Raw genomic sequence first — 22,337 nt, 5'->3', positions numbered from 1 at the left:
GATCAGGGCTTGCGAAACAGCTCGCGACTGACAAGCGGACGACCACCCAGATGAACCGCCAGCGCCTGGCGCATCAGGCGCTTGGCCGCAGACAGCGCGCCGGGCACGCCCCAATCGGCTTCAGCCATGGCCAACAGCTCGGCGCCGCTGAACAATCCCGGCTGCACCAGGTAGACCCGCTCCAGCCCGGCATCGACCTGCAAGCGGTACATGCCCGTCGCCTCGATTGGTTGCTGGTGGATATCGCTGGTCAACGCAAAGCCATAGCCGAGGTCATCCAGCAGGCGCCATTCGAACGAGCGCAGCAAGGGTTCCAGCGCACGGCCTTCGGCCAGGGCCAGCAAGGTCGCGGCATAGTGCTCGAATACCGCGGGATGGGGATCTTCGGCGGGCAGCAGGCGAATCAGCAGTTCATTGAGGTACAAGCCGCTGAACAGCGCCTCGCCATTGAGCCAGGTGGGAATACCTGCTCCGTCCATGCGCCCGACATTCTTTAGCTCGCCACGCCCGCGAAACTCGACTTCCAGCGGCACGAACGGCCGCGCCAGCGTCCCGGCCTTGCCCCGCGCACTGCGCAACACCGCCCGCAAGCGACCCTGTGGGGTGATGAAATCGACCAGCGCACTGTTTTCGCGGTAGGCGCGGGAGTGGAGGACGTAGGCGGGTTGGCTGGGCGGTGGATTCGAGGACATGCGTGTCTCGCTGACGGGGTGCCACTTTTGAGATCGACACAACCCAATGCAGGAGCGGGCTTGCCCGCGAAGGGGATGCAGCATTCAAAAAAGTTGTTGAATGTCACTCCGCCTTCGCGGGCAAGCCCGCTTCTACAAGGGTCTGGTGTAGCTTACAAGTCGCCGTAACCCAGCGAACGCAAGGCGCGCTCGTCGTCGGACCAGCCGCCCTTCACCTTGACCCACAGGTTGAGCATGATCTTGGAGTCGAACAGCAGCTCCATGTCCTTGCGCGCTTCGGTGCCGATGCGTTTGATCCGCTCGCCCTTGTCGCCAATGATGATCTTCTTCTGACCGTCACGCTCGACCAGGATCAGCGCGTGGATGTGCAGGGTCTTGCCCTGCTGCTTGAACTCTTCGATTTCCACGGTGATCTGGTACGGCAGCTCGGCGCCCATCTGGCGCATGATTTTCTCACGCACCAGTTCGGCGGCGAGGAAGCGGCTGCTGCGGTCGGTGATCTGGTCTTCCGGGAAGAAGTGATCGTTTTCCGGCAGGTGCTCGGCGATCACACGCTCCAGCGCGTCGAGGTTGTGACCGTGCTGAGCCGAAATCGGGATGACCTGGGCGTTCGGCAACTGCTCCTGCAACCAGCTCAGGTGCGGCATCAGCTCGGCTTTGTCTTCGATGCGGTCAGTCTTGTTCAGCGCCACGATCAACGGGCCGGTGACGTATTGCACGCGCTCGAGCACCATCTGGTCTTCTTCGGTCCACTTGGTCCGGTCAACCACGAAGATCACCACGTCGACGTCTTTCAACGCCGCCGAAGCGGTCTTGTTCATATAGCGGTTCAGGGCCTTCTCGCCGCCTTTGTGCATGCCGGGGGTGTCGACGTAGATAGCTTGCACGTCGCCTTCGGTCTTGATCCCGAGCATGTTGTGGCGGGGGGTCTGCGGCTTGCGCGAAGTGATCGCCAGCTTCTGGCCCAGGATGTGGTTCAGCAGGGTCGACTTGCCCACGTTCGGGCGGCCAACGATGGCGACATAGCCACAGCGAGTTACGTTTGTATCAGTCATGGCCATTCTCCACGCCCAGGGCGATCAGTGCTGCAGCGGCCGCTACCTGTTCGGCAATACGACGGCTGACGCCCTGGCCACGGCTTTTTTCGTTCAGTAAGGTGATTTCACATTCGACGAAGAACGTCCGGCAATGCGGCTCACCCTGGATATCCACCACTTCGTAACGCGGCAGCTCACAGGCACGCGACTGCAGGAATTCCTGCAGGCGGGTCTTCGGATCCTTGTTGGTGTCGACCAGGGTCAGGCTCTCGAACTCAGACGCCAGCCAAGCCAGTACCCGCTCACGCGCCATGTCCATGCCAGCGTCGAGGTAGATCGCACCAATCAGCGCCTCGAGGGCATCGGCCAGGATCGACTCACGACGGAAGCCACCACTTTTCAGCTCGCCGGAGCCCAGGCGCAAATGCTCGCCCAGGTCAAAACCACGCGCCAGTACCGCCAGTGTCTCGCCTTTCACCAGGCGCGCGCGCAAACGCGACAACTGGCCTTCGCGGGCCAGCGGGAAGCGGTCGAACAGGGCTTCACCGGCGACAAAGTTAAGGATGGCGTCACCGAGGAATTCCAGGCGTTCGTTGTTGCGCCCGGCAAAGCTGCGATGAGTGAGGGCCAGGACCATCAGTTCCTGGTCCTTGAAGGTGTAGCCGAGCTGACGCTCAAGACGACTTAAAGAGACGCTCACGGTTTACCCACGCTGAGTTCGTGGCCGACTTCCCTCACAGCATCGCTGCGAAGGCCTGGGACAAATAACGCTGTGTTCAAAAATTACTTCCTGAATATCGTGGCTTCAATGCTTTTCAACAACCGTCTGCGGGTTCCAGAAAAACACTCGGCGCTGTATTCAACAGCGCCGTGTGGGATTACTTGATCAGGCCAACCCGCGAGAAATTCGGCAGGTGGCTGAGTTTTGGTTCAGGCCAGCTCATCCAGACCGCGAAGGCCTTGCCGACGATGTTCTGGTCGGGAACCATGCCCAGCAGGTTCTTGGGAATGTTCGGGTCATCCCAGTAGCGACTGTCGTTCGAGTTATCGCGGTTGTCGCCCATCATGAAGTAGTGCCCGGCAGGCACTGTCCACTGACGGTCAGGAGTGGCGCGATAGCGCGTCATTTCCTTGCGGATCATGTGCTCGGCCGCACCGAGTTTTTCCTTGTACAGCTCGGCGCTGCCCAGGGTTCCCGGCTCGGAGCCGACCAGTTGTTCGGCAATCGACTCGCCATTGACGAACAGTTTCTTGTCAGCGGTGTAGCGAATCTGGTCGCCCGGCAGGCCGACCACACGCTTGATGTAGTTGACGTTCGGGTCGCTCGGGTAACGGAACACCATCACATCACCGCGCTGCGGGTCACCCACCTCGATGATTTTCTTGTCGAGCACCGGCAAGCGGATCCCGTAAGAGAACTTGTTCACCAGGATGAAGTCGCCGACATCCAGGGTCGGCTTCATCGAACCCGACGGAATCTGGAACGGCTCGACCAGAAACGAACGCAACACCAGCACGATGAACAGCACCGGAAAGAACGATTTGCCGTATTCAACCAGCATCGGCTCCTTGTTCAGCTTCTCGACCACAACCTGGTCCGGTTGGCTGACCGTGCCCTGATAGGAGGCAATGGCGGCACGCCGACGCGGCGCCAGAAACACCAGGTCGAGCAAGGCCAACAAACCGCAGACGAAGACAGCGATGACCAGCAACAGCGGGAAATTTAGTGACATAGGACCTAACTATCCAACCTGAGCACTGCAAGGAAGGCTTCCTGTGGAATTTCCACGTTGCCGACCTGCTTCATGCGTTTTTTACCGGCCTTTTGCTTCTCCAGCAGTTTCTTCTTACGGCTGACGTCACCACCGTAGCATTTGGCCAATACGTTCTTTCTGAGTGCCTTGACAGTTGTCCGCGCCACAATCTGACCGCCAATGGCGGCCTGGATGGCCACGTCGAACATCTGCCGAGGAATCAGGTCTTTCATCTTCTCGGTCAACTGACGACCTTTGTAGTGCGAGTTGTCGCGGTGCACGATCAGCGCCAGGGCGTCGACCTTGTCGCCGTTGATCAGCACATCCAGCTTGACCAGATTAGCTGATTGGTAGCGATCGAAATGGTAGTCCAGCGAAGCATAGCCGCGGCTGGTGGATTTCAGGCGATCGAAGAAGTCCAATACCACTTCGTTCATCGGCAGGTCATAGGTCACCTGAACCTGAGTGCCGAGGAACAGCATGTCGACCTGCACGCCGCGTTTTTCGATGCACAGGGTAATGACGTTACCCAGGTGCTCCTGCGGCACAAGGATGTTGGCGCGCACGATCGGCTCGCGCATGTCCTCGATGGTCGACAGGTCCGGCAGCTTCGACGGGTTATCGACGTAGATGGTTTCGCCAGTCTTGAGCAGCAGCTCGAAGATTACCGTCGGCGCCGTGGTGATCAGGTCCAGGTTGTATTCGCGCTCCAGGCGCTCCTGGATGATTTCCATGTGCAGCATGCCGAGGAACCCACAACGGAAGCCGAAGCCCAGGGCGTCGGAGCTTTCCGGGGTGTACTGCAGCGACGAGTCGTTCAGGGTGAGTTTTTGCAGCGCCTCACGGAAGTCTTCGAAGTCGTCGGAGCTGACCGGGAACAGACCGGCATAGACCTGCGGCTGAATACGCTTGAAGCCTGGCAGCACGTCGACGTCAGGGGTCGAGCTCAAGGTCAGGGTATCGCCGACTGGCGCGCCGTGAATGTCCTTGATGCTGGCGATGATGAAGCCCACTTCGCCGGCTTTCAGATCAGCGGTCGGGGTGTGTTTCGGATTGAATACACCGACGCTGTCCACCAGATGGATCTTGCCGGTGGATTTGACCAGAATCTTGTCGCCCTTCTTCACCCGGCCATGACGCACGCGAACCAGAGACACAACGCCCAGGTAGTTGTCGAACCAGGAGTCGATGATCAACGCCTGCAGCGGATCTTCGATATTGCCGGTCGGCGCGGGAATGGTAGTCACCAAGCGCTCGAGCACCTCATCGACACCCAGGCCGGTCTTGGCGCTGCAAGTGACGGCGTCGGTGGCATCGATGCCGATGATTTTCTCGATTTCTTCCTTCACCCGCTCAGGATCAGCCTGTGGCAGGTCGATCTTGTTCAGGACAGGCATCACTTCCAGACCCTGCTCGATCGCCGTGTAGCAGTTGGCAACCGATTGCGCCTCGACACCCTGACCGGCGTCGACCACCAGCAGCGCACCTTCACAGGCCGCCAGCGAACGGCTGACCTCATAAGTGAAGTCAACGTGGCCTGGGGTATCGATGAAGTTCAGTTGGTAGTTGATACCATCTTTGGCTTTGTAATACAGGGTGACGCTGTGCGCCTTGATGGTGATGCCGCGCTCGCGTTCAAGGTCCATGGAGTCCAGTACCTGGGCTTCCATTTCACGCTCGGCCAAGCCGCCGCACATCTGGATGAAGCGATCGGCCAGCGTCGACTTGCCATGGTCAATGTGGGCGATGATGGAGAAATTGCGGATATGACTCAAATCACTCACGGATCAACACTCAAAAAGGCTGCAGGCATGGCCCGCCGAAAAATAGCCGGGAATTGTACCTGAATCACTGGGCAAGCGTCACGTTTGCAGCATGAAGCCCGGATGCAAAAACGCCCCGCTCTGGTGAACGGGGCGTTTTTGAGTGTCCGGCGCGACGCTGTATACCGCTCGTCAGCCGGCTCGGCGCATCAGGAACAGGCCCGCCAAGGCGCAGACCGCGGCCGGAACCAGCACTGCGAACAACGGCGAGAAGCCGAACACCAGGCTCGAAGGACCCAGCAAATCCGAGACGATACGGAAGGTGAAACCCACCAGCACCCCGGTGAACACTCGCTGACCGAGGGTCACCGAACGCAAAGGACCGAAGATGAAGGAGATGGCCATCAATACCAGCGCAGCGGTGACCAGTGGCTGCAACACTTTGACCCAAAATGCCAGCCAGTAGCGCCCGTTGTTCAGGCCCTGGTCAGCCAGGTAGTGGATATAGCCCCACAGACCACTGATCGACAGCGACTCGGGCGCCATCACCACCGTGCTCAGCAATTGCGGACTCAACGCCACATCCCAGCGCTCGATCGGAGTGCTTACTACTTCAGTGCTCTTGTCGTGGAACAGGGTGGTGGTGACGTCGCTCAGTTGCCAGTGATCGGTATCAAACTCGGCACGCTTGGCAAAACTCGACGACACCAGGTGCCGCTCATTATCGAAGCGATAACGAGTTACGCCATATAGACGGCCGTTGGGCTGCACCGAGTTGACGTGAATAAACTCCTCGCCCTGACGGTGCCACAGGCCGTGCTTGGCGCTTTGCGAATCGCCACTGCCTTGGGCCAGCGAACGATTGGCCTGAGCGATGGTTTCCGTGGCCGGCGCCACATATTCACCAATCAGCACGCCGGCGACCATCAGCAACAGCATCGGCTTCATGACCGCCCAGACGATACGGCCAATCGACACGCCCGCAGCGCGCATGATGGTCAATTCGCTGTTGCTGGCCAGGCTGCCGAGGCCGATCAGGCAGCCAATCAGCGCGGCCATCGGCAACATGTCATACAGCCGGCGTGGCGCGGTCAGCAGCACATAGCTCAGGACATCCATCACGGTATAGGTGTCGCTGGCATCGCCCATTTCATCGATGAAGGCGAAGAGTGTCGCCAACCCGAGGATGATCCCCAGCACGGCCAGAATGGCCATGAATACACTGCTGCCAATGTAGCGATCGAGCTTAACCACGGGTCACCTCCAACGCACGGCGACTCGCCCGCTTCAATTGCAAGGGTTCCCAATAAAGCAATCCGAGGCCGATGACCAGGAAGATCCCGTGCACCCACCACAAGCCCAGCGACGCCGGCAGCTTGCCTTTCTCCAGGGCGCCGCGAGCGGCAATCAGGATGGTCAGGTAGGCCATGTACAGCAGGATTGCCGGCAACAGCTTGAGGAAACGGCCCTGGCGCGGATTGACTCGCGCCAGCGGCACCGCCATCAGGGTCACGATAAACACCAGCAGCGGCAGGGACATGCGCCATTGCAACTCGGCGCGCGAACGCACGTCGTCGCTGCCCAGCAGGTTGGCAGTGCTGATCGCATCGCGGTCGGTCACTTCGTCACTGACATCCGGCTTGGGCAGCAGCACACCATAGGTGTCGTACTTGATGACCCGGTAGTCGGCCTGCCCCGGGTTGCCGTCGTAGCGGTAGCCGTTGTCGAGGATCAGGTAGCGGTTGCCGTCGGGCTTGATTTCCTGACGACCTTTTTCAGCCACTAACACCGAAATCCCGCGATCCTTGGTTTCCGAGCCTTGATTCTTCTGCGAAATGAACACGCCGGCGAGGTTGATGCGGTCGTCCGTCAGCGTTTCGGTATAGGTCACCCGCGTACCGTCGCGCAGAGACTGGAAACGCCCTGGCTCCAGGGTATCGAACTCAGTCAGGGCATCCTGCTTGTTCAGCAGCAACTGGAACTGATTGGCCCCTTGCGGCGCCAGGCCCAGGCTCAGCCAGGCAACCAGCAAGGCCACCAGGGTCGCTGGAAACAATGTGTAAACAAACAGCCGCTGCTGGCTCATGCCGGTCGCGGACAACACGGTCATTTCGCTTTCCAGGTACAGCCGGCCATACGCCAGCAGAATCCCCAGGAACAGCCCCAGGGGCAGGATCAGTTGCAGGAACCCCGGCAGGCGGAAGCCCATGATCAGGAACAGCGAGCCCGGGTCCAGCAGGCCGGCCGCAGCCTGGGCCAGGTATTTGATAAAGCGCCCACTCATGATGATGACCAATAGCACGGCGCTGACGGCGCTCAGGGTCACCAGGACTTCTCGGGACAGATAACGGAAGACAATCAAACCAGACACTCCAGGGTTGTCAGGCTAAGGCGGCCAAACAAGCAAACAGCGGCTCTCAGGAATGAGCCGCCGAAAAAGTTGCGGCATTATCCTGTGATTGACCGCGCCTGTCACTGCGCACGCTCAAGCCGGCGCGCAAAGCCTCAAAGATCAGCGGCGCAAGGGTTGTCAGGCGCCGCTGGCGAGGTTCACACTGCGGCCTTTGTCGCTGGCTGTAGCAGCGCCTTTTCAATATAGAAGCAAACGTGCGTGCCGTTGCACTTTGACCATTTATTCAGGGACCCGGACATGGAACTGGTTGTAAAAAGCGTTAGCCCAGAAACGTTGAAGACCGCCACCCTGGTGGTTGCCGTCGGCGAAGGCCGCAAACTCGGCAACGTCGCTCAGCAGATCGACGAACTCTCCGGTGGCGCCATCAGCGCCATCCTCAAGCGCGGCGACCTCGCCGGCAAAGTCGGCCAAAGCCTGCTCCTGCACAACCTGCCCAACATCAAGGCCGAGCGCGTGCTGCTGGTGGGCGTGGGCAAGGACGCCGAACTGGGCGACCGTCCGTTCCGCAAAATCGTCGCTGGCGTACTGAACACCCTCAAGGGCCTGGGTGGCGGCGATGCCGCACTGGCGCTGGACGAAGTCGTGGTCAAGGGTCGCGACAGCTATGGCAAGACCCGCCTGCTGGCGGAAACCCTGGTGGACGGCGAATACACCTTCGATCAGTTCAAGAGCCAGAAAGCCGAACCTCGCGCACTGAAGAAAATCACCCTGCTGACCATCAAGGCAGCCCAGGCTGAAGTGCAGCGCGCAGTGACCCACGCCACTGCCATTGCCAACGGCATGTCGTTCACCCGCGACCTCGGCAACCTGCCGCCGAACATCTGCCACCCGACCTTCCTCGGCGAGCAGGCAAAGAACCTCGGCAAAGAGTTCAAGGGCCTGAAAGTCGAAGTGCTTGACGAGAAGAAGATCAAGGAACTGGGCATGGGCTCGTTCTACGCCGTTGGCCAGGGCAGCGCCCAGCCGCCGCGCCTGATCGTCATGCAATACAACGGCGGCAAGAAATCCGAGAAACCGTACGCCCTGGTTGGCAAAGGCATCACTTTCGATACCGGCGGCATCAGCCTCAAGCCAGGCGCCGGCATGGATGAAATGAAGTACGACATGGGCGGCGCCGCCAGCGTATTCGGCACCCTGCGCGCCGTGCTCGAACTGAAACTGCCGATCAACCTGGTTTGCATTCTGGCATGCGCCGAAAACATGCCAAGCGGCAACGCTGCACGTCCTGGCGACATTGTCACCACCATGAGCGGCCAGACCGTTGAAATCCTCAACACCGACGCCGAAGGCCGCCTGGTGCTGTGCGATGCCCTGACCTACGCCGAGCGCTTCAAGCCACAGGCCGTGATCGACATCGCCACACTGACCGGCGCCTGCATCGTCGCCCTTGGCTCGCACACCTCGGGCCTGCTGGGCAACAACGACGAACTGATCGAACAACTGCTCAGCGCCGGCAAGGCCGCCGACGACCGCGCCTGGCAACTGCCGCTGTTCGATGAGTACCAGGAACAACTGGACAGCCCGTTCGCCGACATCGCCAACATTGGCGGGCCGAAGGCAGGCACCATCACCGCCGCCTGCTTCCTGTCGCGCTTCACCAAGAACCTGAACTGGGCGCACCTGGATATCGCCGGCACCGCCTGGATCAGCGGCGGCAAGGACAAGGGCGCCACCGGCCGCCCGGTCCCCCTGCTGACCCAATACCTGCTGGATCGCGCCAAGGCCTGAAACCGATGACCGCGAGTGGCGTCCTTTATGGGGCGCCACTTGTGGCGCAGGAACCGCAATGACCAAAGTCGACTTTTATATCCTGCCCAGCGCCGACCCATCGGCACGCCTGGACTTCGCCTGCAAACTCACGGAAAAAGCCTGGCGCATGGGTCATCGCATCTATTTGCATTGCAGCGATGCCGCGCAACGCGACGACCTCGATGCCCGGCTCTGGGCCTTCAAGGGCGAAACCTTCGTCCCCCACGGTGCCGCCGAACGTGAACCGGACGGCTTGATCGTATTGGGCCTGGGCGAAGATCCGGGCACTCATCAGGATCTGTTGGTCAACCTCGACCTCAAGGTCCCGACCTTTGCCCAGCGCTTCGCCCGCGTGGCTGAAGTGGTGGTGGAAGATCCGGCAATTCGTCAGGCCGCGCGGGAGAGTTTCCGCTTCTACCGCGAACAGGGCTATCCTCTGCAAGATCACCGGCTACAGCGAATCTGAGTACCCCATGGACACGCCAAACCCGCTGAAAAAATCCGCGCACCTGCTGGACGACCTTGAGTCGATCCGCCAACTGCTCGGCGACGACAACCTGCAACCGCCCCTGCTGACCGATACCGTCGAAACGGTCGATAGTGTCAGCGAAGAAGGCCAGATTCCGATGCTGTTCGATCAGGTCGGCGGCACCGCGCCGGCTGAAGCCATCGAAGAGCCCGCACCACCCGCACCCGTGGTACAAGCACCTCCTCCGCCGGCGGCCAGCACTGCGCAACAGGCTGCTGACGTGATGCTGCACCTGGACGGCGAACTGCGCGCCGCCGCGCAACTGATCATGCAAGACGTGATCGACGACTTCGCTCCGCACATCGAAACCGAAATCAAGCGTCGGCTGGATGCGCGGATGGAACGCTTGTTGAGTCAGTACGAGAATTGATTGCCAACACGAAGAGGAGCGAGATGACTCGCTCCTTGTTTGAATGTTACTGAGTCAGCCTTTAGTTGGACGCTTCAATTCTTTGAAGGCACAACCACCGTCGGTTTTATCCTCACAGTAATATTGGCTGTACCACTGCTCCCAAGCGCCGCCAGACTTGATTTTGATAACAGTACCTTCCTGCTTGAAACGCATATCCAACTTGCCACCATCGCGCAGGCTGTAGCCACAGTGCAGCAACTCGCCGACCACCTTACCTTCGGCCGGCTCACGATGAGCCTTGAAGATCGCCTCGTCAAAGCCGACGACAGGTCCGCCCGCGCCTTGCGAAGTACCGTGCCACTGGCCCTCGCCGCTGACGGTTGGCGCCGTGTAGCTGGCGGTGCCCACCTCCTTGATATCGGCGACTTTCGGGCAGTGCTCGATGACGCCCGCCCAGGCCGTGCTCGACAACAGGAAGGGGATCAACAGCGCTAACTTTTTAATAGCCATAAACACTCCATGTAATACGTGTAACCCAATGTGTGATTTGCAGCTATCACGCGCAGATAACAATGGCGCTCCAGTGCCGGTCGAATATTACCCACACACTTACCTTGCTCAAACCCGCAAACTTGTAGGGAAAGTCCTTATATGTAAACGAAAAGTCATTTAGCAGTTCCACTCCCTCTTCAGCGGTTGGCATCGGAGACTGACTTCAGGACGCACACTCCTTAACGAGGAACGCCCAGCGACGGTGACAGCAAAAAAAACCACGAGTTTTCTCACCCCTGCCATCAGCTCGCCCTACGCCCCGGGCGTCATCCCCGCTATACTTGCCGGCTTTTCCTGAATAAATGCCAATAGGGTCCCGCCGCGCATGGATAAGACCTACCAGCCGCACGCCATTGAAACTTCCTGGTACAACACCTGGGAGTCCGAGAACTACTTCGCCCCGCAAGGCGCGGGCGATTCCTACACCATCATGATTCCACCGCCGAACGTCACCGGCAGCCTGCACATGGGTCATGGCTTCAACAACGCGATCATGGACGCCCTGATCCGTTTCCGCCGCATGCAGGGTCGCGACACCCTGTGGCAGCCGGGCACCGACCACGCCGGTATCGCCACGCAAATGCTGGTTGAGCGTCAGCTCGAAGCCAAGGGCCAGAATCGCCACGACCTGGGCCGGGAAAAATTCCTCGAAAAAGTCTGGGAATGGAAAGAAGAGTCCGGCGGCAATATCAGCCGTCAGATCCGTCGCCTCGGCTCGTCCGTGGACTGGAGCCGCGAGCGCTTCACCATGGATGACGGCCTCTCGGAAGCGGTCAAGGAAGCGTTCGTGCGCCTGCACGAAGACGGCCTGATCTACCGCGGCAAGCGCCTGGTCAACTGGGACACCAAGCTGCACACGGCGATTTCCGACCTTGAAGTGGAAAACCACGACGAGAAAGGTTTCCTGTGGAACCTGAAATACCCGCTGGCCGATGGCGCGAAAACCGCCGAAGGCAATGATTACCTGATCGTCGCGACCACCCGTCCGGAAACCATGCTCGGCGATTCCGCCGTCGCGGTGAACCCGAACGACGAGCGCTACCAGGCCCTGATCGGCAAGTTTGTCGAGCTGCCACTGGTGGGCCGCCGCATCCCGATCATCGCCGACGATTACTGCGACCCTGAATTCGGCACCGGCTGCGTGAAAATCACCCCGGCACACGATTTCAACGACTACGAAGTCGGCAAGCGCCACAACCTGCCGCTGCTGAACATCTTCGACAAGAACGCTGCAGTCCTTCCGGCCTGCCAGGTGTTCAACCTCGATGGCACACTGAACGACAGCATCGACGGCAAGATCCCGGCCGAATACGTAGGCCTCGATCGTTTCGAAGCGCGCAAGCAGATCGTTGCCGCCTTCGAAGCTGCGGGCCTGCTGGTCAGCGTCGACGACCACGGTCTGAAAGTGCCAAAGGGCGACCGCTCCGGGACCATCATCGAGCCTTGGCTGACCGACCAGTGGTATGTGTCCACCAAGCCGCTGGCCGAGCCGGCGATTGCCGCCGTTGAAGACGGTCGCATCCAGTTCGTGCCGAAACAGTACGAAAACATGTACTTCTCGTGGATGCGTGACATCCAGGATTGGTGCATCAGCCGCCAACTGTGGTGGGGCCACCGGATTCCGGCCTGGTACGACGAGTCGGGCAAGGTCTATGTCGGTCGCGACGAAGCCGAAGTGCGGGCCAAGAACAATCTCGGCGCCGACGTTGCCCTGCAGCAGGACAACGACGTGCTCGACACCTGGTTCAGTTCAGGCCTGTGGACCTTCTCGACCCTTGGCTGGCCGCAGCAGACCGAATTCCTCAAGAAGTTCCACTCCACCGACGTCCTGGTGACCGGCTTCGACATCATTTTCTTCTGGGTTGCCCGGATGATCATGCTCACCATGCATTTGGTGAAAAACGAGGACGGCACACCGCAGGTTCCGTTCAAGACCGTGTACGTGCACGGCCTGGTGCGTGATGGCCAAGGCCAGAAGATGTCCAAGTCCAAGGGTAACGTGCTTGACCCGCTGGACATCATCGACGGCATCGAGCTTGAAGCCCTGGTGCAGAAACGTACCTCCGGCCTGATGCAGCCGAAACTGGCGAAAAAGATCGAGAAGCAGACCCGCGACGAGTTCGCCGACGGTATCGCCAGCTACGGCACCGATGCCCTGCGCTTCACCTTTTGCTCGCTGGCCTCCACCGGTCGCGACATCAAGTTCGACATGGGCCGCGTTGAAGGCTATCGCAACTTCTGCAACAAGATCTGGAACGCAGCGCGCTACGTCCTCGACAAGGGCGAAGACTGCGGCCAGAACGGCGAGGCCTACGAACTGTCGCTGGCAGATCGCTGGATCATTTCCCAGCTGCAACGCACCGAAGCCGAAGTCACCCGTCAACTCGACCAGTTCCGTTTCGACCTGGCGGCGCAAGCCTTGTACGAATTCATCTGGAACCAGTACTGCGATTGGTACCTGGAACTGTCCAAGCCGGTATTGTGGGACGAAAACGGCCCGATCGAACGTCAGCGCGGCCCCCGCCGCACCCTGGTTCGCGTGCTGGAAGTGGCCCTGCGCCTGGCGCATCCGTTCATGCCGTTCATCACCGAAGAAATCTGGCAGCGCATCGCGCCGCTGGCCGGTGTCGAAGGCAAAACGATCATGCTGCAACCTTGGCCTGTGGCCAACGAAGCACGCATCGACCAGGCCGCCGAAGACGATATCGAATGGCTCAAGGGCCTGATGCTCGGCACGCGTAACATCCGTGGCGAAATGAACATCGGCCCGGGCAAGCCGCTGCCGCTGTTCCTGAAGAACGTCAGCGCCGAAGACCAGCGTCGCCTCAGCGAAAACGAACTGCTGCTGAAGAAGCTGGCCAAGCTCGAATCGATCACTGTCCTCGCCGCTGGTGAAGAAGCACCGCTGTCCGCTACCGCTCTGGTCGGCGAGATGGAAGTGCTGGTGCCGATGGCCGGCCTGATCGACAAGGGTGCCGAACTGGCGCGTCTGGACAAGGAAATCCAGCGCCTGCAAGGTGAAGTGCAGCGGGTTGGCGGCAAGCTGTCCAACGCCGGCTTCGTTGACAAGGCCCCGGCCGAAGTCATCGAAAAAGAACGCGCCAAACTGGCCGAAGCCGAACAGGCTCTGGGCAAGTTGGCCGAGCAGCACGCGCGGATTGCCAGTCTGTAATCGGTAAAGCGCAATGAAAAAGGGAGGCCAGTGATGGTCTCCCTTTTTTTGTTCCGTTCCTGACCACTGTGGGAGCAGGCTTGCCCGCGATGCGGACATACATTCAAAACTGATTTGCCTGATAGTCGGCTATTGCGGCCACGCCCACAGGGCTCTGTGTCGATTTTGCAATTGGGTTCACACCCGCAGGATGTGGGACAATGCCCGCCACTTTCAGCCATACCCGAATCGATTCCAGCCATGACCGCCCCTCGCCACCCCAAACCTGCGCGCAACAAGCCAGCCACTGCTACCCCGGCCAAAGCCGAGGTGCCGCGGGAGAAGGCCAGCCTGCATCCGCGCAATCGCCATCAGGGCCGTTACGACTTTCCGGCGCTGATCAAAAGCACCCCGGAACTGGCGAAGTTCGTGATCATCAACCCGTACGGCAAGGAAAGCATCGACTTCGCCAGCCCCGATGCGGTGCGGGTGTTCAATCGGGCGCTGCTCAAATCCTTCTACGGCATTGCCCATTGGGATATTCCCGCAGACTACCTGTGCCCACCGGTGCCGGGCCGAGCCGATTATGTGCACTTCCTCGCCGACCTATTGGCCAGCGGCAACGAAGGCATCATTCCACGAGGTGCGGCAGTCAAGGTGCTGGATATCGGCACGGGCGCCAACTGCATCTATCCGCTGATCGGTTACAGCGATTACCGCTGGCATTTCCTCGGCTCGGAAATCGACACCACGGCCGTCGCCTCCGCCAAAGCCATCGTTCAATCCAACGGACTTAACAAGGCCATCCAGTTGCGCCAGCAAGGTAATCGCAAGCAGATCCTGCGGGATCTGCTCGAGAGTACCGAGCGTTTTGACCTGACGATGTGCAATCCACCTTTCCACGCCTCGCTGGAAGAAGCCACGCGTGGCAGCACACGCAAATGGCGGGCATTGGGCAAGGCCGATCCGAAACGCAAACTGCCAGTGCTGAACTTCGGCGGTCAGGCAGCGGAATTGTGGTGCGAGGGTGGTGAGGCACGCTTTGTCACACAACTGATCAGCGAAAGCGCAGAGATCGGGCAACAGGTGTTGTGGTTCAGCACCCTGGTTTCGAAAGCTTCCAATCTGCCGGCAATCGAGGCCGCGCTGAAAAAGGTCGGAGCCCTGCAACGCCAGGTGGTGGAAATGTCCCAGGGGCAGAAGCAGAGCCGCTTTGTCGCCTGGACGTTCCAGACGCCCGCGCAACAACAGGCCTGGCGTCAGCGCTGGGTGCGAAAGGATTAAATCGCAGGCAACAAAAAAGCCGTGCCCGAATCGCTCCGGTGCACGGCTTTCTTTTATGCGTCTTACTTGTTAACAGCGTCGGTCAGGCCTTTAGCCACAACCAGCTTGATAACTTTCTTGGCAGCGATTTCGATGGCAGCGCCAGTCGAAGGGTTGCGGCCGGTACGGGCAGGACGCTCGGTCACTTTCAGTTTGCCGATACCTGGCAGGGTGATTTCACCGCCGTTTTCCAGTTGATCAGCAACGATTTGGCCCAGTTGGTCCAGAGCGTTACGCGCGGTGGTTTTTGGCGCGTCGATAGCTTCAGCGATATCGGCGATCAGTTGGTCTTTAGTAAGAGCCATGTGGTGTTCCTTCCCTATCAAATTCATATGGATTGCAGAGTGCAGTGTCAGCTATCGAGCCCGATCTTCTGGATCTGGCACCCTCGGCTACAACACCGATGCATCGGGGTTATAGATGCCGAAATCAGGGTTTGGTTCGACCTGACAAATGCTGAATGCAGGCTTGTCGCGGTGACTTCGCGCAAGACGGGGCAAAACTAGCACAGAGACGGGGAAATATCCGCCTCTACCTACCCATTTGGTCAGCTTTATTGCTCTAAACCGGTAAAAAAACGCATAAGCCCGACGGGAGTCACACGCCACCCCCTTGAACCGCCGCCAAAACCAGCAGGTGCGGTACACTGGGCACTTTTTCGGGGGAGCACGCCCTCCTCCATTCATCCAGCCGAGAAGCCCATGCCGATCCGTCATTGCATCGTCCACCTGATCGACAAAAAACCCGACGGCACACCTGCAGTTCTCCATGCCCGTGACTCGGAGCTGAGCGAATCCGCCGCAATCGAGAACATGCTTGCCGACCTCAATGAAAGCTACAACGCCAAAGCCGGCAAGGCCTGGGGTTTGTTCCATGCCGAGTCTGGCGCACATCCGTTCAGCGGCTGGCTGAAGGAGTACCTGGACGGCGGCAAGGACTTCACCGCCTTCAGCCGGGTTGCCGTCGAGCACCTGCAGAAGCTGATGGAGGAGTCCAACCTGTCGACCGGCGGCCACGTGCTGTTCGCCCATTACCAGCAAGGCATGACCGACTACCTGGCGATCGCCCTGCTGCATCACAGCGAAGGCGTGGCGGTGACCGAGCAACTCGACGTGACTCCTTCCCGGCACTTGGACCTCGGTCAACTGCACCTGGCGGCGCGGATCAACATTTCCGAGTGGCAGAACAACAAGCAGTCCAAGCAGTACATTTCGTTCATCAAGGGCAAGAACGGGAAAAAGGTTTCCGAGTATTTCCGCGATTTCATTGGCTGCCAGGAAGGGGTCGACGGGCCAGGCGAAACCCGCACCCTGCTCAAAGCGTTCAGTGACTTCGTCGAAAGCGAAGACCTGCCCGAAGACGATGCCCGCGAGAAAACCAAGACCCTGGTCGACTACGCCAGCAGCCAGGCCAAGCTCGGCGAACCCATGGGCCTGGAAGAGCTCTCCGAGCTGATCGACGAAGAGCGGCCGAAAGCCTTCTACGACCATATCCGTAACAAGGACTACGGTCTGTCGCCGGAGATTCCAGCGGACAAACGTACCCTCAATCAATTCCGTCGCTTCACTGGGCGCGCCGAAGGCCTGTCCATCAGCTTTGAAGCGCATCTGCTCGGCTCGAAGATCGAATACGACGAAGAAGCCGGCACCCTGATCATCAAGGGCCTGCCGACCTCGCTCACCGATCAGCTCAAGCGCCGCAACTGATGCTCGTACGGACGCTGAAGAAGGTCCTGTTGATCCTGCTGGTGGTGGTGGTCTATCAGAACTGGGGCAAGATCGAACGGCTGTTCAATCCTTCCCAGGCGGTCTCCGAGCAAGTCCGGAGCAACGCCCGGGTTGTGCTTTACTCGACCGATTGGTGCGGCTACTGCCAGGCAACCCGGCGCTTTCTCGATAGCAAGGGCATTCCGTTCAAGGAATTCGATATCGACAAGGACGCCGGGGCACGCAAGGCTTATGAAGCACTAGGCGGTCGCGGCATCCCGGTGCTGGACGTGAATGGCACGCTGATTCGCAACTTTGACCCGGATGCGATCATGGCGGCCTTGTAGGGGCGCGACGCAGAACCTGTGAAGCGTTCAAATCCCTGTGGCCAGCCTGCTGGCGATGAGGTCAGCCTATCCAGCATCTGCGATGACTGACCCGCCGCTTTCGCGAGCAACGGCACGCCGCCCGGGCTGCTCCCACAAAGGGCCGGCACACAACACCGCGTCAGCGGGCCTCGATTCGGAATCCCAGGCGCGGGAAGTGCACGTGCACCACACCGCCACGCTCGTCTTCGCGACGCAGGATCAACTCCTCGCTGCCCGCAAACAGCAACTCGCCCTCAACCGGATCAACGCCATAGTCGGTCGCGGCGATCACCACTGGCTGACCGGCGACAAAACCGTTCGGGTCGATGAACGCCTCGTCCGGCAAGGCCGCCGGGGTTGCCTCGCGCGCCACTTGCAAAGCCTCCTCTGCACTCATGGCGCTGAATGCACCATGACCAAAGCCCAGCGCCCGCGTCAGCCAGGCCGAAACCGTCGGATAGGCATCCACCAGCGGTGCCGTCACCGGCGTAGCCTTGAGGAACCACAGAGGATGGGCCAGGGCCAGGTCGGCAATCGAAGGTTCGCCGAACAGGTAATCGCCATCGCGCTGCAATTGCTGCTCCAGCCGCGCCATAAAAGTTGGCCATTGATGCCGAGCCTGCTCCGCCGAAAACCGCGTCGCGCTGCCGCCACTGAACAATCCGGCACGGTCGGCAACGAAGGCTTTCACCGCTTCCGGCGGCAGCTTGGCAAAACGCACAGCAATCGACTCAGGCTGGAACACCAGACTCACCGCGTGCTGGAACAGCACCGAATCGGCCCAGGCGGCGAAAGTCGCGCTGACCAATTCCTGGCCCTCTGGAAAGAACGCCGGCAGGGCCTTCTCCTGATCCAGGCGTCGTGCAATCAGCGCGGTGTCGCAGTAAATATCGGCGCCAATCTGCAGCACCGGAGTCTTGCGGTAACCGCCGGTCAACGCCGTGAGATCGGGCTTGGGCATGACCGGTGAGATGTGCACCGAACGCCAGGACAGCCCCTTGAAGCCCAGCATCAGGCGGGTCTTTTCGGCGAATGGGGAGGCCGGGTAATGGTGAAGAATCAACTCTGACATGCTGGTCCCGCCGCTTGAGTGAGGAGCCCGCAGCTTAGCGCGCAATCGAGTGATGGCCTACCCATGCACCCTGATGAGAACTGATCAGTCAGATTGATGGGCCTGTCACTGCGCTGGCCACCAGGCACTCTTTGGCACTCTTCCTGAGCTTTTTGATCAACCGTTCCTGGCGCAGTGCATCGCTCTTGTCACGACAGCGCTCGGTGTAGACCAGCGCCACCGCCGGGCTGGAGAGAAAGAAACGTGCTCCCTTGCCGCTCTGGTGCTTGGCGAAACGACGCTCGGGATCATCACTGATCCCGCAATAGAGCGAACCATTGGCGGCACGCACGAGGTAGACAAACCAGGTTTTGCTTGCCGGAGTGTCGACGTCGACAGTGCTTTCGCTGAGGGTGGTCACGTAACAATGAGGACTTGTAGGAAACAGGCCGCAATCTTATCAGCGACCGGCCTGAAATGCCTTCAGCCCCTTCAACGCCTGACCGCGCACTGCGTTGCCCACCAGCGGTGTCCACCCCAGCAGCAGGCCTTTGAAACCCAATGCCTGACGCGACCAGCGCCACAGACTGAAGGCGTCATGGTGCTCGCAAATCTTGCCGTCGCGAAACACGAAGCGCGCGTGTATGTCGTTGACCACAGTGTTGCCGGTCTGGCTGAACAGGTAGGTGGCGACCCAATGGGCGCTGCCTGCGCGCTCGTCGGCCTGAACACTGTCGAAGGTCAGCGAGAAATCCTTGGCCCGGGTGGTGAGCATGCGCCACATGTCGCCGGCATCACGGCCACGCAGCTCGCCAAAGGCCGGATCGCTGAACAACACATCGTCGCAGTAGCAGGCCGCCATGGCCTCGGCATCCAGGCGCTGGAAGGCTTGGTAGAACGTGGTGATCAACGCGCGGTTGGTTTCGCTCATGGGCAGACTCCGGACAATCGAAAGATCGCTGCACGATAGTCTGCGCCAGCGCGGAACACCACCGGCATTCGCCACGCAAATACTGTGGGTGCGCTCGACTCAGACCCGTTCGCTCTCAACCTGCACGTAGCGCGCTCGGCCCGCTCCCAACCCGGCGATAATCGCCCCTAGGCCAATCACCCCGAAGATCCAGCCGACGGCACCCCAGCCGCCGGTCCAGTCATGCACCAGGCCGACCGCGAACGGCCCCATCGACGCCAGGGTGTAACCGAATCCCTGAGCCATGCTCGACAGGTTGGCCGCCACGTGGGAGTCGCGCGAACGCAGGACGATCAGGGTCAAGGCCAGGGCGAACGTCGCGCCCTGCCCCAGGCCCAACAGGATCGCCCAGCCCCACAAACCTTCGATCGGCGCGTACAGACAGCCGAACAAGCCGCCCAGGGTCATCAGCATCACCAGCACAATGGCCGGACGCTGATCCTTGCCCCGCGTGGCCAGCCAGGGTGCCGCCAGCGAACTGGCGAGTTGCACGATCACCGAGCCGGACAACACCAGCCCGGCCTGGGTTGGCGTCAGGCCGCGACCGATCAGGATCGATGGCAACCAGCCGAACACAATGTAGGCCAGCGAGGACTGCAGCCCCATGTACAGCGTCACTTGCCAGGCCAACGGGTCGCGCAGCAAGCCGCGAACCCGGTACGCGACATTGTGCGCGCCGTGCTTGGGCCCAACTTGCGGCAACCAGAACACCGCCGCGAGCAACGCCGGAATGACCCAGAAGCCCAGACCCGCCGTCCATCCCTGGTTAAAATGCTCGCTCAACGGCACGCTGGCGCCCGCCGCCATGGCCGCGCCCAGGCAAAGGGCCATGGTGTAGACCCCGGTCATGGTCCCGGCATGCTTGGCGAAGTCGCGCTTGACGATCCCCGGTAGCAATACGCCGATCACACCGATGCTGGCACCGGCGAGGACGCTCCCGGCAAACAGCCCGACTTCACCGAACGAACTGCGCAGGATAATCCCGCCGGCCAGCGTCAGCAGAATCCCCAGCACCACGCGCTCGGCACCAAAACGCCGCGCCAGGACCGGCGCCAGCGGTGCAAACAGCCCCAGGCAGAGCACCGGCAAGGTGGTCAACAAACCGGCCTTGGCAGCCGAAAGGCCAAGCGCGTGGGACACCTCACTGAGCAATGGCGCCATGCTCGACAGCGCCGGGCGCAGGTTCAGCGCCACCAGGACCAGGCCCAGCAACAGCAGCCACGGACGGCGCAACGACGGGTGACTGGTCTGGACCTGCTCGTCGTCGGCCTCGGCATCGATCAGCAGTTCTTCAAGCTCTGCCGAGCGCTTCGGTGCAAGGGTTTCAGAGTGGTTGGACATAAGGCTCTCGGTATCAGGGTTCATTGATCAACTGCCGGGAAATGGCTTTCGCCCGTTCCGGGTCGCGCTGCTCGACGGCATCGAGCAGGTCGATATGCAGATCGAACACTTCCTGACGCCTGGGGATAACGTTCAGTGTCTCGCGCAACTGTGCCGCGACGACGCTGGAGAAATAGCGATACAGCTCGCTGAGGGTGGGGTTATGCGCGGCGTCCACCAGCAACCGGTGGAATGCCATATCGCAGGCAATGTAACTGTCGAGGTCACCGTGATAATGACCACCGCTGACTTCAAGTGCCTGGCGCAAGGCCAGCAGGTCATCGTCGGTACGCCGCAGCGCCGCCAGGCCGATGGCCTCGACTTCGAGGATGTGCCGGGTCTCTCGGGCCTGCTCATGGGAACAGCGGGACAAGGCCTTCAGGGTATCCAGCGGATCGACCACTGCGCGCACGTAGCTGCCATCGCCCTGGCGAATCTCGATCAATCCGGAAAACGCCAGCACTCGCATGGCTTCACGCACGGTGTTGCGACTAATGCCAAGTTCGGCGCACAACTCGGGCTCAGTCGGCAGGCGCTGGCCCACGACCCACTGGCCCTGACTGATGCGCAGACGCAGTTGCTCGAGGGCCTGATCGACCAGGGAGCGTTTGATAAGCGGAGATATTTCAGACATGGAATTCGCCCTGCCATCCAATCATGGGATGAATTTTCTGACATGTTAGTCAGCTTGCCCCTGGAGAGCAACAGAGCGCCCGTTTTCTGCCGGCATAAAAAAACCCGGAACTCAGTCCGGGTTTTTTAACTGTACACCTCGATCAATGCAGGATCTGGCTCAGGAACAGTTTGGTGCGGTCGTTCTGCGGGTTGTCGAAGAAGTCGTTCGGCGCCGCCTGCTCGACGATTTCACCCTTGTCCATGAAGATCACTCGATTCGCCACGGTGCGGGCGAAGCCCATTTCGTGGGTCACGCAGAGCATGGTCATACCGTCTTCAGCCAGGCCGATCATGGTGTCCAGTACTTCCTTCACCATCTCCGGATCGAGGGCCGAGGTTGGTTCGTCAAACAGCATGATTTTGGGCTTCATGCACAATGCGCGGGCGATTGCCACACGCTGCTGCTGACCACCGGACAGCTGCCCCGGGTACTTGTGCGCCTGCTCCGGAATGCGCACGCGCTCCAGGTAGTGCATGGCGATTTCCTCGGCCTTGCGCTTGGGCATCTTGCGCACCCACATTGGCGCCAGCGTGCAGTTCTGCAGGATGGTCAGGTGCGGGAACAGGTTGAAGTGCTGGAACACCATGCCGACTTCGCGACGCACCGTTTCGATCTGCTTGAGGTCGTTGGTCAGCTCCACGCCATCGACCACGATGCGGCCCTGCTGGTGCTCTTCCAGGCGGTTAAGGCAACGGATGGTAGTGGATTTGCCGGAACCCGACGGGCCACACAGGACGATGCGCTCGCCCTGCTTGACGTTGAGGTTGATGTCTTTCAGCACGTGGAACTGGCCGTACCACTTGTTCACGCCCTGCATCTGGATGATGCCTTCAGGGCTGGACGGTTGCTTGATTGCTTCGCTCATAAGAGA

The 22,337-nt window shown here is 60.3% G+C and carries 22 protein-coding genes; 7 read left to right on the top strand and 15 right to left on the bottom strand.

Annotated elements, in window-relative coordinates; translation table 11 throughout:
• Positions 1-2 precede the first annotated feature (2 nt).
• The 7 genes from recO to lptF all read right to left on the bottom strand — a co-directional run bounded on the left by recO (position 3) and on the right by lptF (position 7,608).
• A complete protein-coding gene (gene recO / locus NR126_RS08310) occupies positions 3-692 on the bottom strand; it encodes a DNA repair protein RecO (protein WP_105755126.1) in 690 nt (229 codons plus the stop codon).
• Between the two features lie 152 nt (positions 693-844).
• Positions 845-1,747, bottom strand: a complete 903-nt coding sequence (gene era, locus NR126_RS08305) for a GTPase Era (RefSeq protein WP_256830008.1) — start codon at positions 1,745-1,747, stop codon at positions 845-847.
• Positions 1,740-2,429, bottom strand: a complete 690-nt coding sequence (gene rnc, locus NR126_RS08300; protein ID WP_027618656.1) for a ribonuclease III — start codon at positions 2,427-2,429, stop codon at positions 1,740-1,742. The genes era and rnc overlap by 8 nt, the downstream gene beginning before the upstream one ends.
• A gap of 178 nt (positions 2,430-2,607) precedes the next feature.
• A complete protein-coding gene (gene lepB / locus NR126_RS08295) occupies positions 2,608-3,462 on the bottom strand; it encodes a signal peptidase I (RefSeq protein WP_027618655.1) in 855 nt (284 codons plus the stop codon).
• A gap of 5 nt (positions 3,463-3,467) precedes the next feature.
• Positions 3,468-5,267 (bottom strand): translation elongation factor 4, encoded by a 1,800-nt coding sequence (gene lepA / locus NR126_RS08290; RefSeq protein ID WP_027618654.1) that lies wholly within the window; start codon positions 5,265-5,267, stop codon positions 3,468-3,470.
• A 171-nt stretch (positions 5,268-5,438) separates the two neighbouring features.
• Positions 5,439-6,500, bottom strand: coding sequence for an LPS export ABC transporter permease LptG (gene lptG / locus NR126_RS08285; RefSeq protein WP_027618653.1), 1,062 nt, complete (start codon positions 6,498-6,500; stop codon positions 5,439-5,441).
• Entirely contained in the window at positions 6,493-7,608 is a 1,116-nt protein-coding gene (gene lptF / locus NR126_RS08280) for an LPS export ABC transporter permease LptF (protein WP_027618652.1), read from the bottom strand. Before lptF ends, lptG begins: the two co-directional genes overlap by 8 nt.
• 288 nt (positions 7,609-7,896) lie before the next feature.
• Here lptF and NR126_RS08275 point away from each other — a divergent pair, with 288 nt between their 5' ends.
• Genes NR126_RS08275 through NR126_RS08265 form a run of 3 tightly spaced genes read left to right on the top strand, consistent with a single transcriptional unit; the run spans position 7,897 to position 10,307 of the window.
• On the top strand, positions 7,897-9,387 hold the full coding sequence (locus tag NR126_RS08275; RefSeq protein WP_027618651.1) for a leucyl aminopeptidase: 1,491 nt from the start codon (positions 7,897-7,899) through the stop codon (positions 9,385-9,387).
• 58 nt (positions 9,388-9,445) lie between these two features.
• On the top strand, positions 9,446-9,874 hold the full coding sequence (locus NR126_RS08270) for a DNA polymerase III subunit chi (protein WP_027618650.1): 429 nt from the start codon (positions 9,446-9,448) through the stop codon (positions 9,872-9,874).
• 7 nt (positions 9,875-9,881) lie between these two features.
• A complete protein-coding gene (locus NR126_RS08265) occupies positions 9,882-10,307 on the top strand; it encodes a DNA polymerase III subunit chi (protein WP_256830007.1) in 426 nt (141 codons plus the stop codon).
• 54 nt (positions 10,308-10,361) lie between these two features.
• On the opposite strand, the gene NR126_RS08260 is transcribed toward NR126_RS08265, so the two are convergent.
• Positions 10,362-10,799 carry a DUF3757 domain-containing protein gene (locus tag NR126_RS08260; RefSeq protein ID WP_027618648.1) on the bottom strand — a complete coding sequence of 146 codons (438 nt, stop codon included), beginning with the start codon at positions 10,797-10,799 and terminating at the stop codon, positions 10,362-10,364.
• 367 nt (positions 10,800-11,166) lie between these two features.
• Between NR126_RS08260 and NR126_RS08255 the strand changes: the two genes are divergently transcribed.
• Complete coding sequence (locus tag NR126_RS08255) at positions 11,167-14,013, top strand: valine--tRNA ligase (protein WP_256830006.1); 2,847 nt, start codon at positions 11,167-11,169, stop codon at positions 14,011-14,013.
• A gap of 240 nt (positions 14,014-14,253) precedes the next feature.
• Entirely contained in the window at positions 14,254-15,276 is a 1,023-nt protein-coding gene (gene rlmF, locus NR126_RS08250; protein ID WP_256830005.1) for a 23S rRNA (adenine(1618)-N(6))-methyltransferase RlmF, read from the top strand.
• Between the two features lie 62 nt (positions 15,277-15,338).
• On the opposite strand, the gene NR126_RS08245 is transcribed toward rlmF, so the two are convergent.
• Positions 15,339-15,620 carry an HU family DNA-binding protein gene (locus NR126_RS08245; protein WP_007905514.1) on the bottom strand — a complete coding sequence of 94 codons (282 nt, stop codon included), beginning with the start codon at positions 15,618-15,620 and terminating at the stop codon, positions 15,339-15,341.
• A 396-nt stretch (positions 15,621-16,016) separates the two neighbouring features.
• Between NR126_RS08245 and yejK the strand changes: the two genes are divergently transcribed.
• Together yejK and NR126_RS08235 are read left to right on the top strand one after the other, a co-directional pair.
• Complete coding sequence (yejK, locus tag NR126_RS08240) at positions 16,017-17,021, top strand: nucleoid-associated protein YejK (RefSeq protein ID WP_027618645.1); 1,005 nt, start codon at positions 16,017-16,019, stop codon at positions 17,019-17,021.
• Positions 17,021-17,368: a glutaredoxin family protein gene (locus NR126_RS08235; RefSeq protein ID WP_027618644.1), complete on the top strand. Its 348-nt coding sequence runs from the start codon at positions 17,021-17,023 to the stop codon at positions 17,366-17,368. Before yejK ends, NR126_RS08235 begins: the two co-directional genes overlap by 1 nt.
• 160 nt (positions 17,369-17,528) lie before the next feature.
• Here the strand turns inward: NR126_RS08235 and NR126_RS08230 are convergent, their stop codons facing one another.
• The 6 genes from NR126_RS08230 to NR126_RS08205 all read right to left on the bottom strand — a co-directional run bounded on the left by NR126_RS08230 (position 17,529) and on the right by NR126_RS08205 (position 22,331).
• Complete coding sequence (locus tag NR126_RS08230) at positions 17,529-18,461, bottom strand: glutathione S-transferase family protein (RefSeq protein ID WP_256830004.1); 933 nt, start codon at positions 18,459-18,461, stop codon at positions 17,529-17,531.
• Positions 18,462-18,549: 88 nt separating this feature from the next.
• A complete protein-coding gene (locus NR126_RS08225) occupies positions 18,550-18,861 on the bottom strand; it encodes a GIY-YIG nuclease family protein (RefSeq protein WP_027618642.1) in 312 nt (103 codons plus the stop codon).
• Between the two features lie 39 nt (positions 18,862-18,900).
• A complete protein-coding gene (locus NR126_RS08220) occupies positions 18,901-19,371 on the bottom strand; it encodes a nuclear transport factor 2 family protein (RefSeq protein WP_256830003.1) in 471 nt (156 codons plus the stop codon).
• A 99-nt stretch (positions 19,372-19,470) separates the two neighbouring features.
• The gene (locus NR126_RS08215; protein ID WP_256830002.1) at positions 19,471-20,775 is read right to left on the bottom strand and encodes a CynX/NimT family MFS transporter; all 1,305 of its coding nucleotides are present in this window, start codon (positions 20,773-20,775) and stop codon (positions 19,471-19,473) included.
• Positions 20,765-21,424 carry a FadR/GntR family transcriptional regulator gene (locus tag NR126_RS08210; protein WP_027618639.1) on the bottom strand — a complete coding sequence of 220 codons (660 nt, stop codon included), beginning with the start codon at positions 21,422-21,424 and terminating at the stop codon, positions 20,765-20,767. The genes NR126_RS08215 and NR126_RS08210 overlap by 11 nt, the downstream gene beginning before the upstream one ends.
• Before the next feature lie 142 nt (positions 21,425-21,566).
• Positions 21,567-22,331, bottom strand: a complete 765-nt coding sequence (locus tag NR126_RS08205; RefSeq protein ID WP_027618638.1) for an amino acid ABC transporter ATP-binding protein — start codon at positions 22,329-22,331, stop codon at positions 21,567-21,569.
• Positions 22,332-22,337 lie beyond the last annotated feature (6 nt).

It is taken from the genome of Pseudomonas sp. Pse1, from assembly GCF_024519635.1.
In the GTDB taxonomy this organism is placed as follows: Bacteria; Pseudomonadota; Gammaproteobacteria; order Pseudomonadales; family Pseudomonadaceae; genus Aquipseudomonas.
This window is presented reverse-complemented; position numbering and strand designations above follow the sequence as displayed.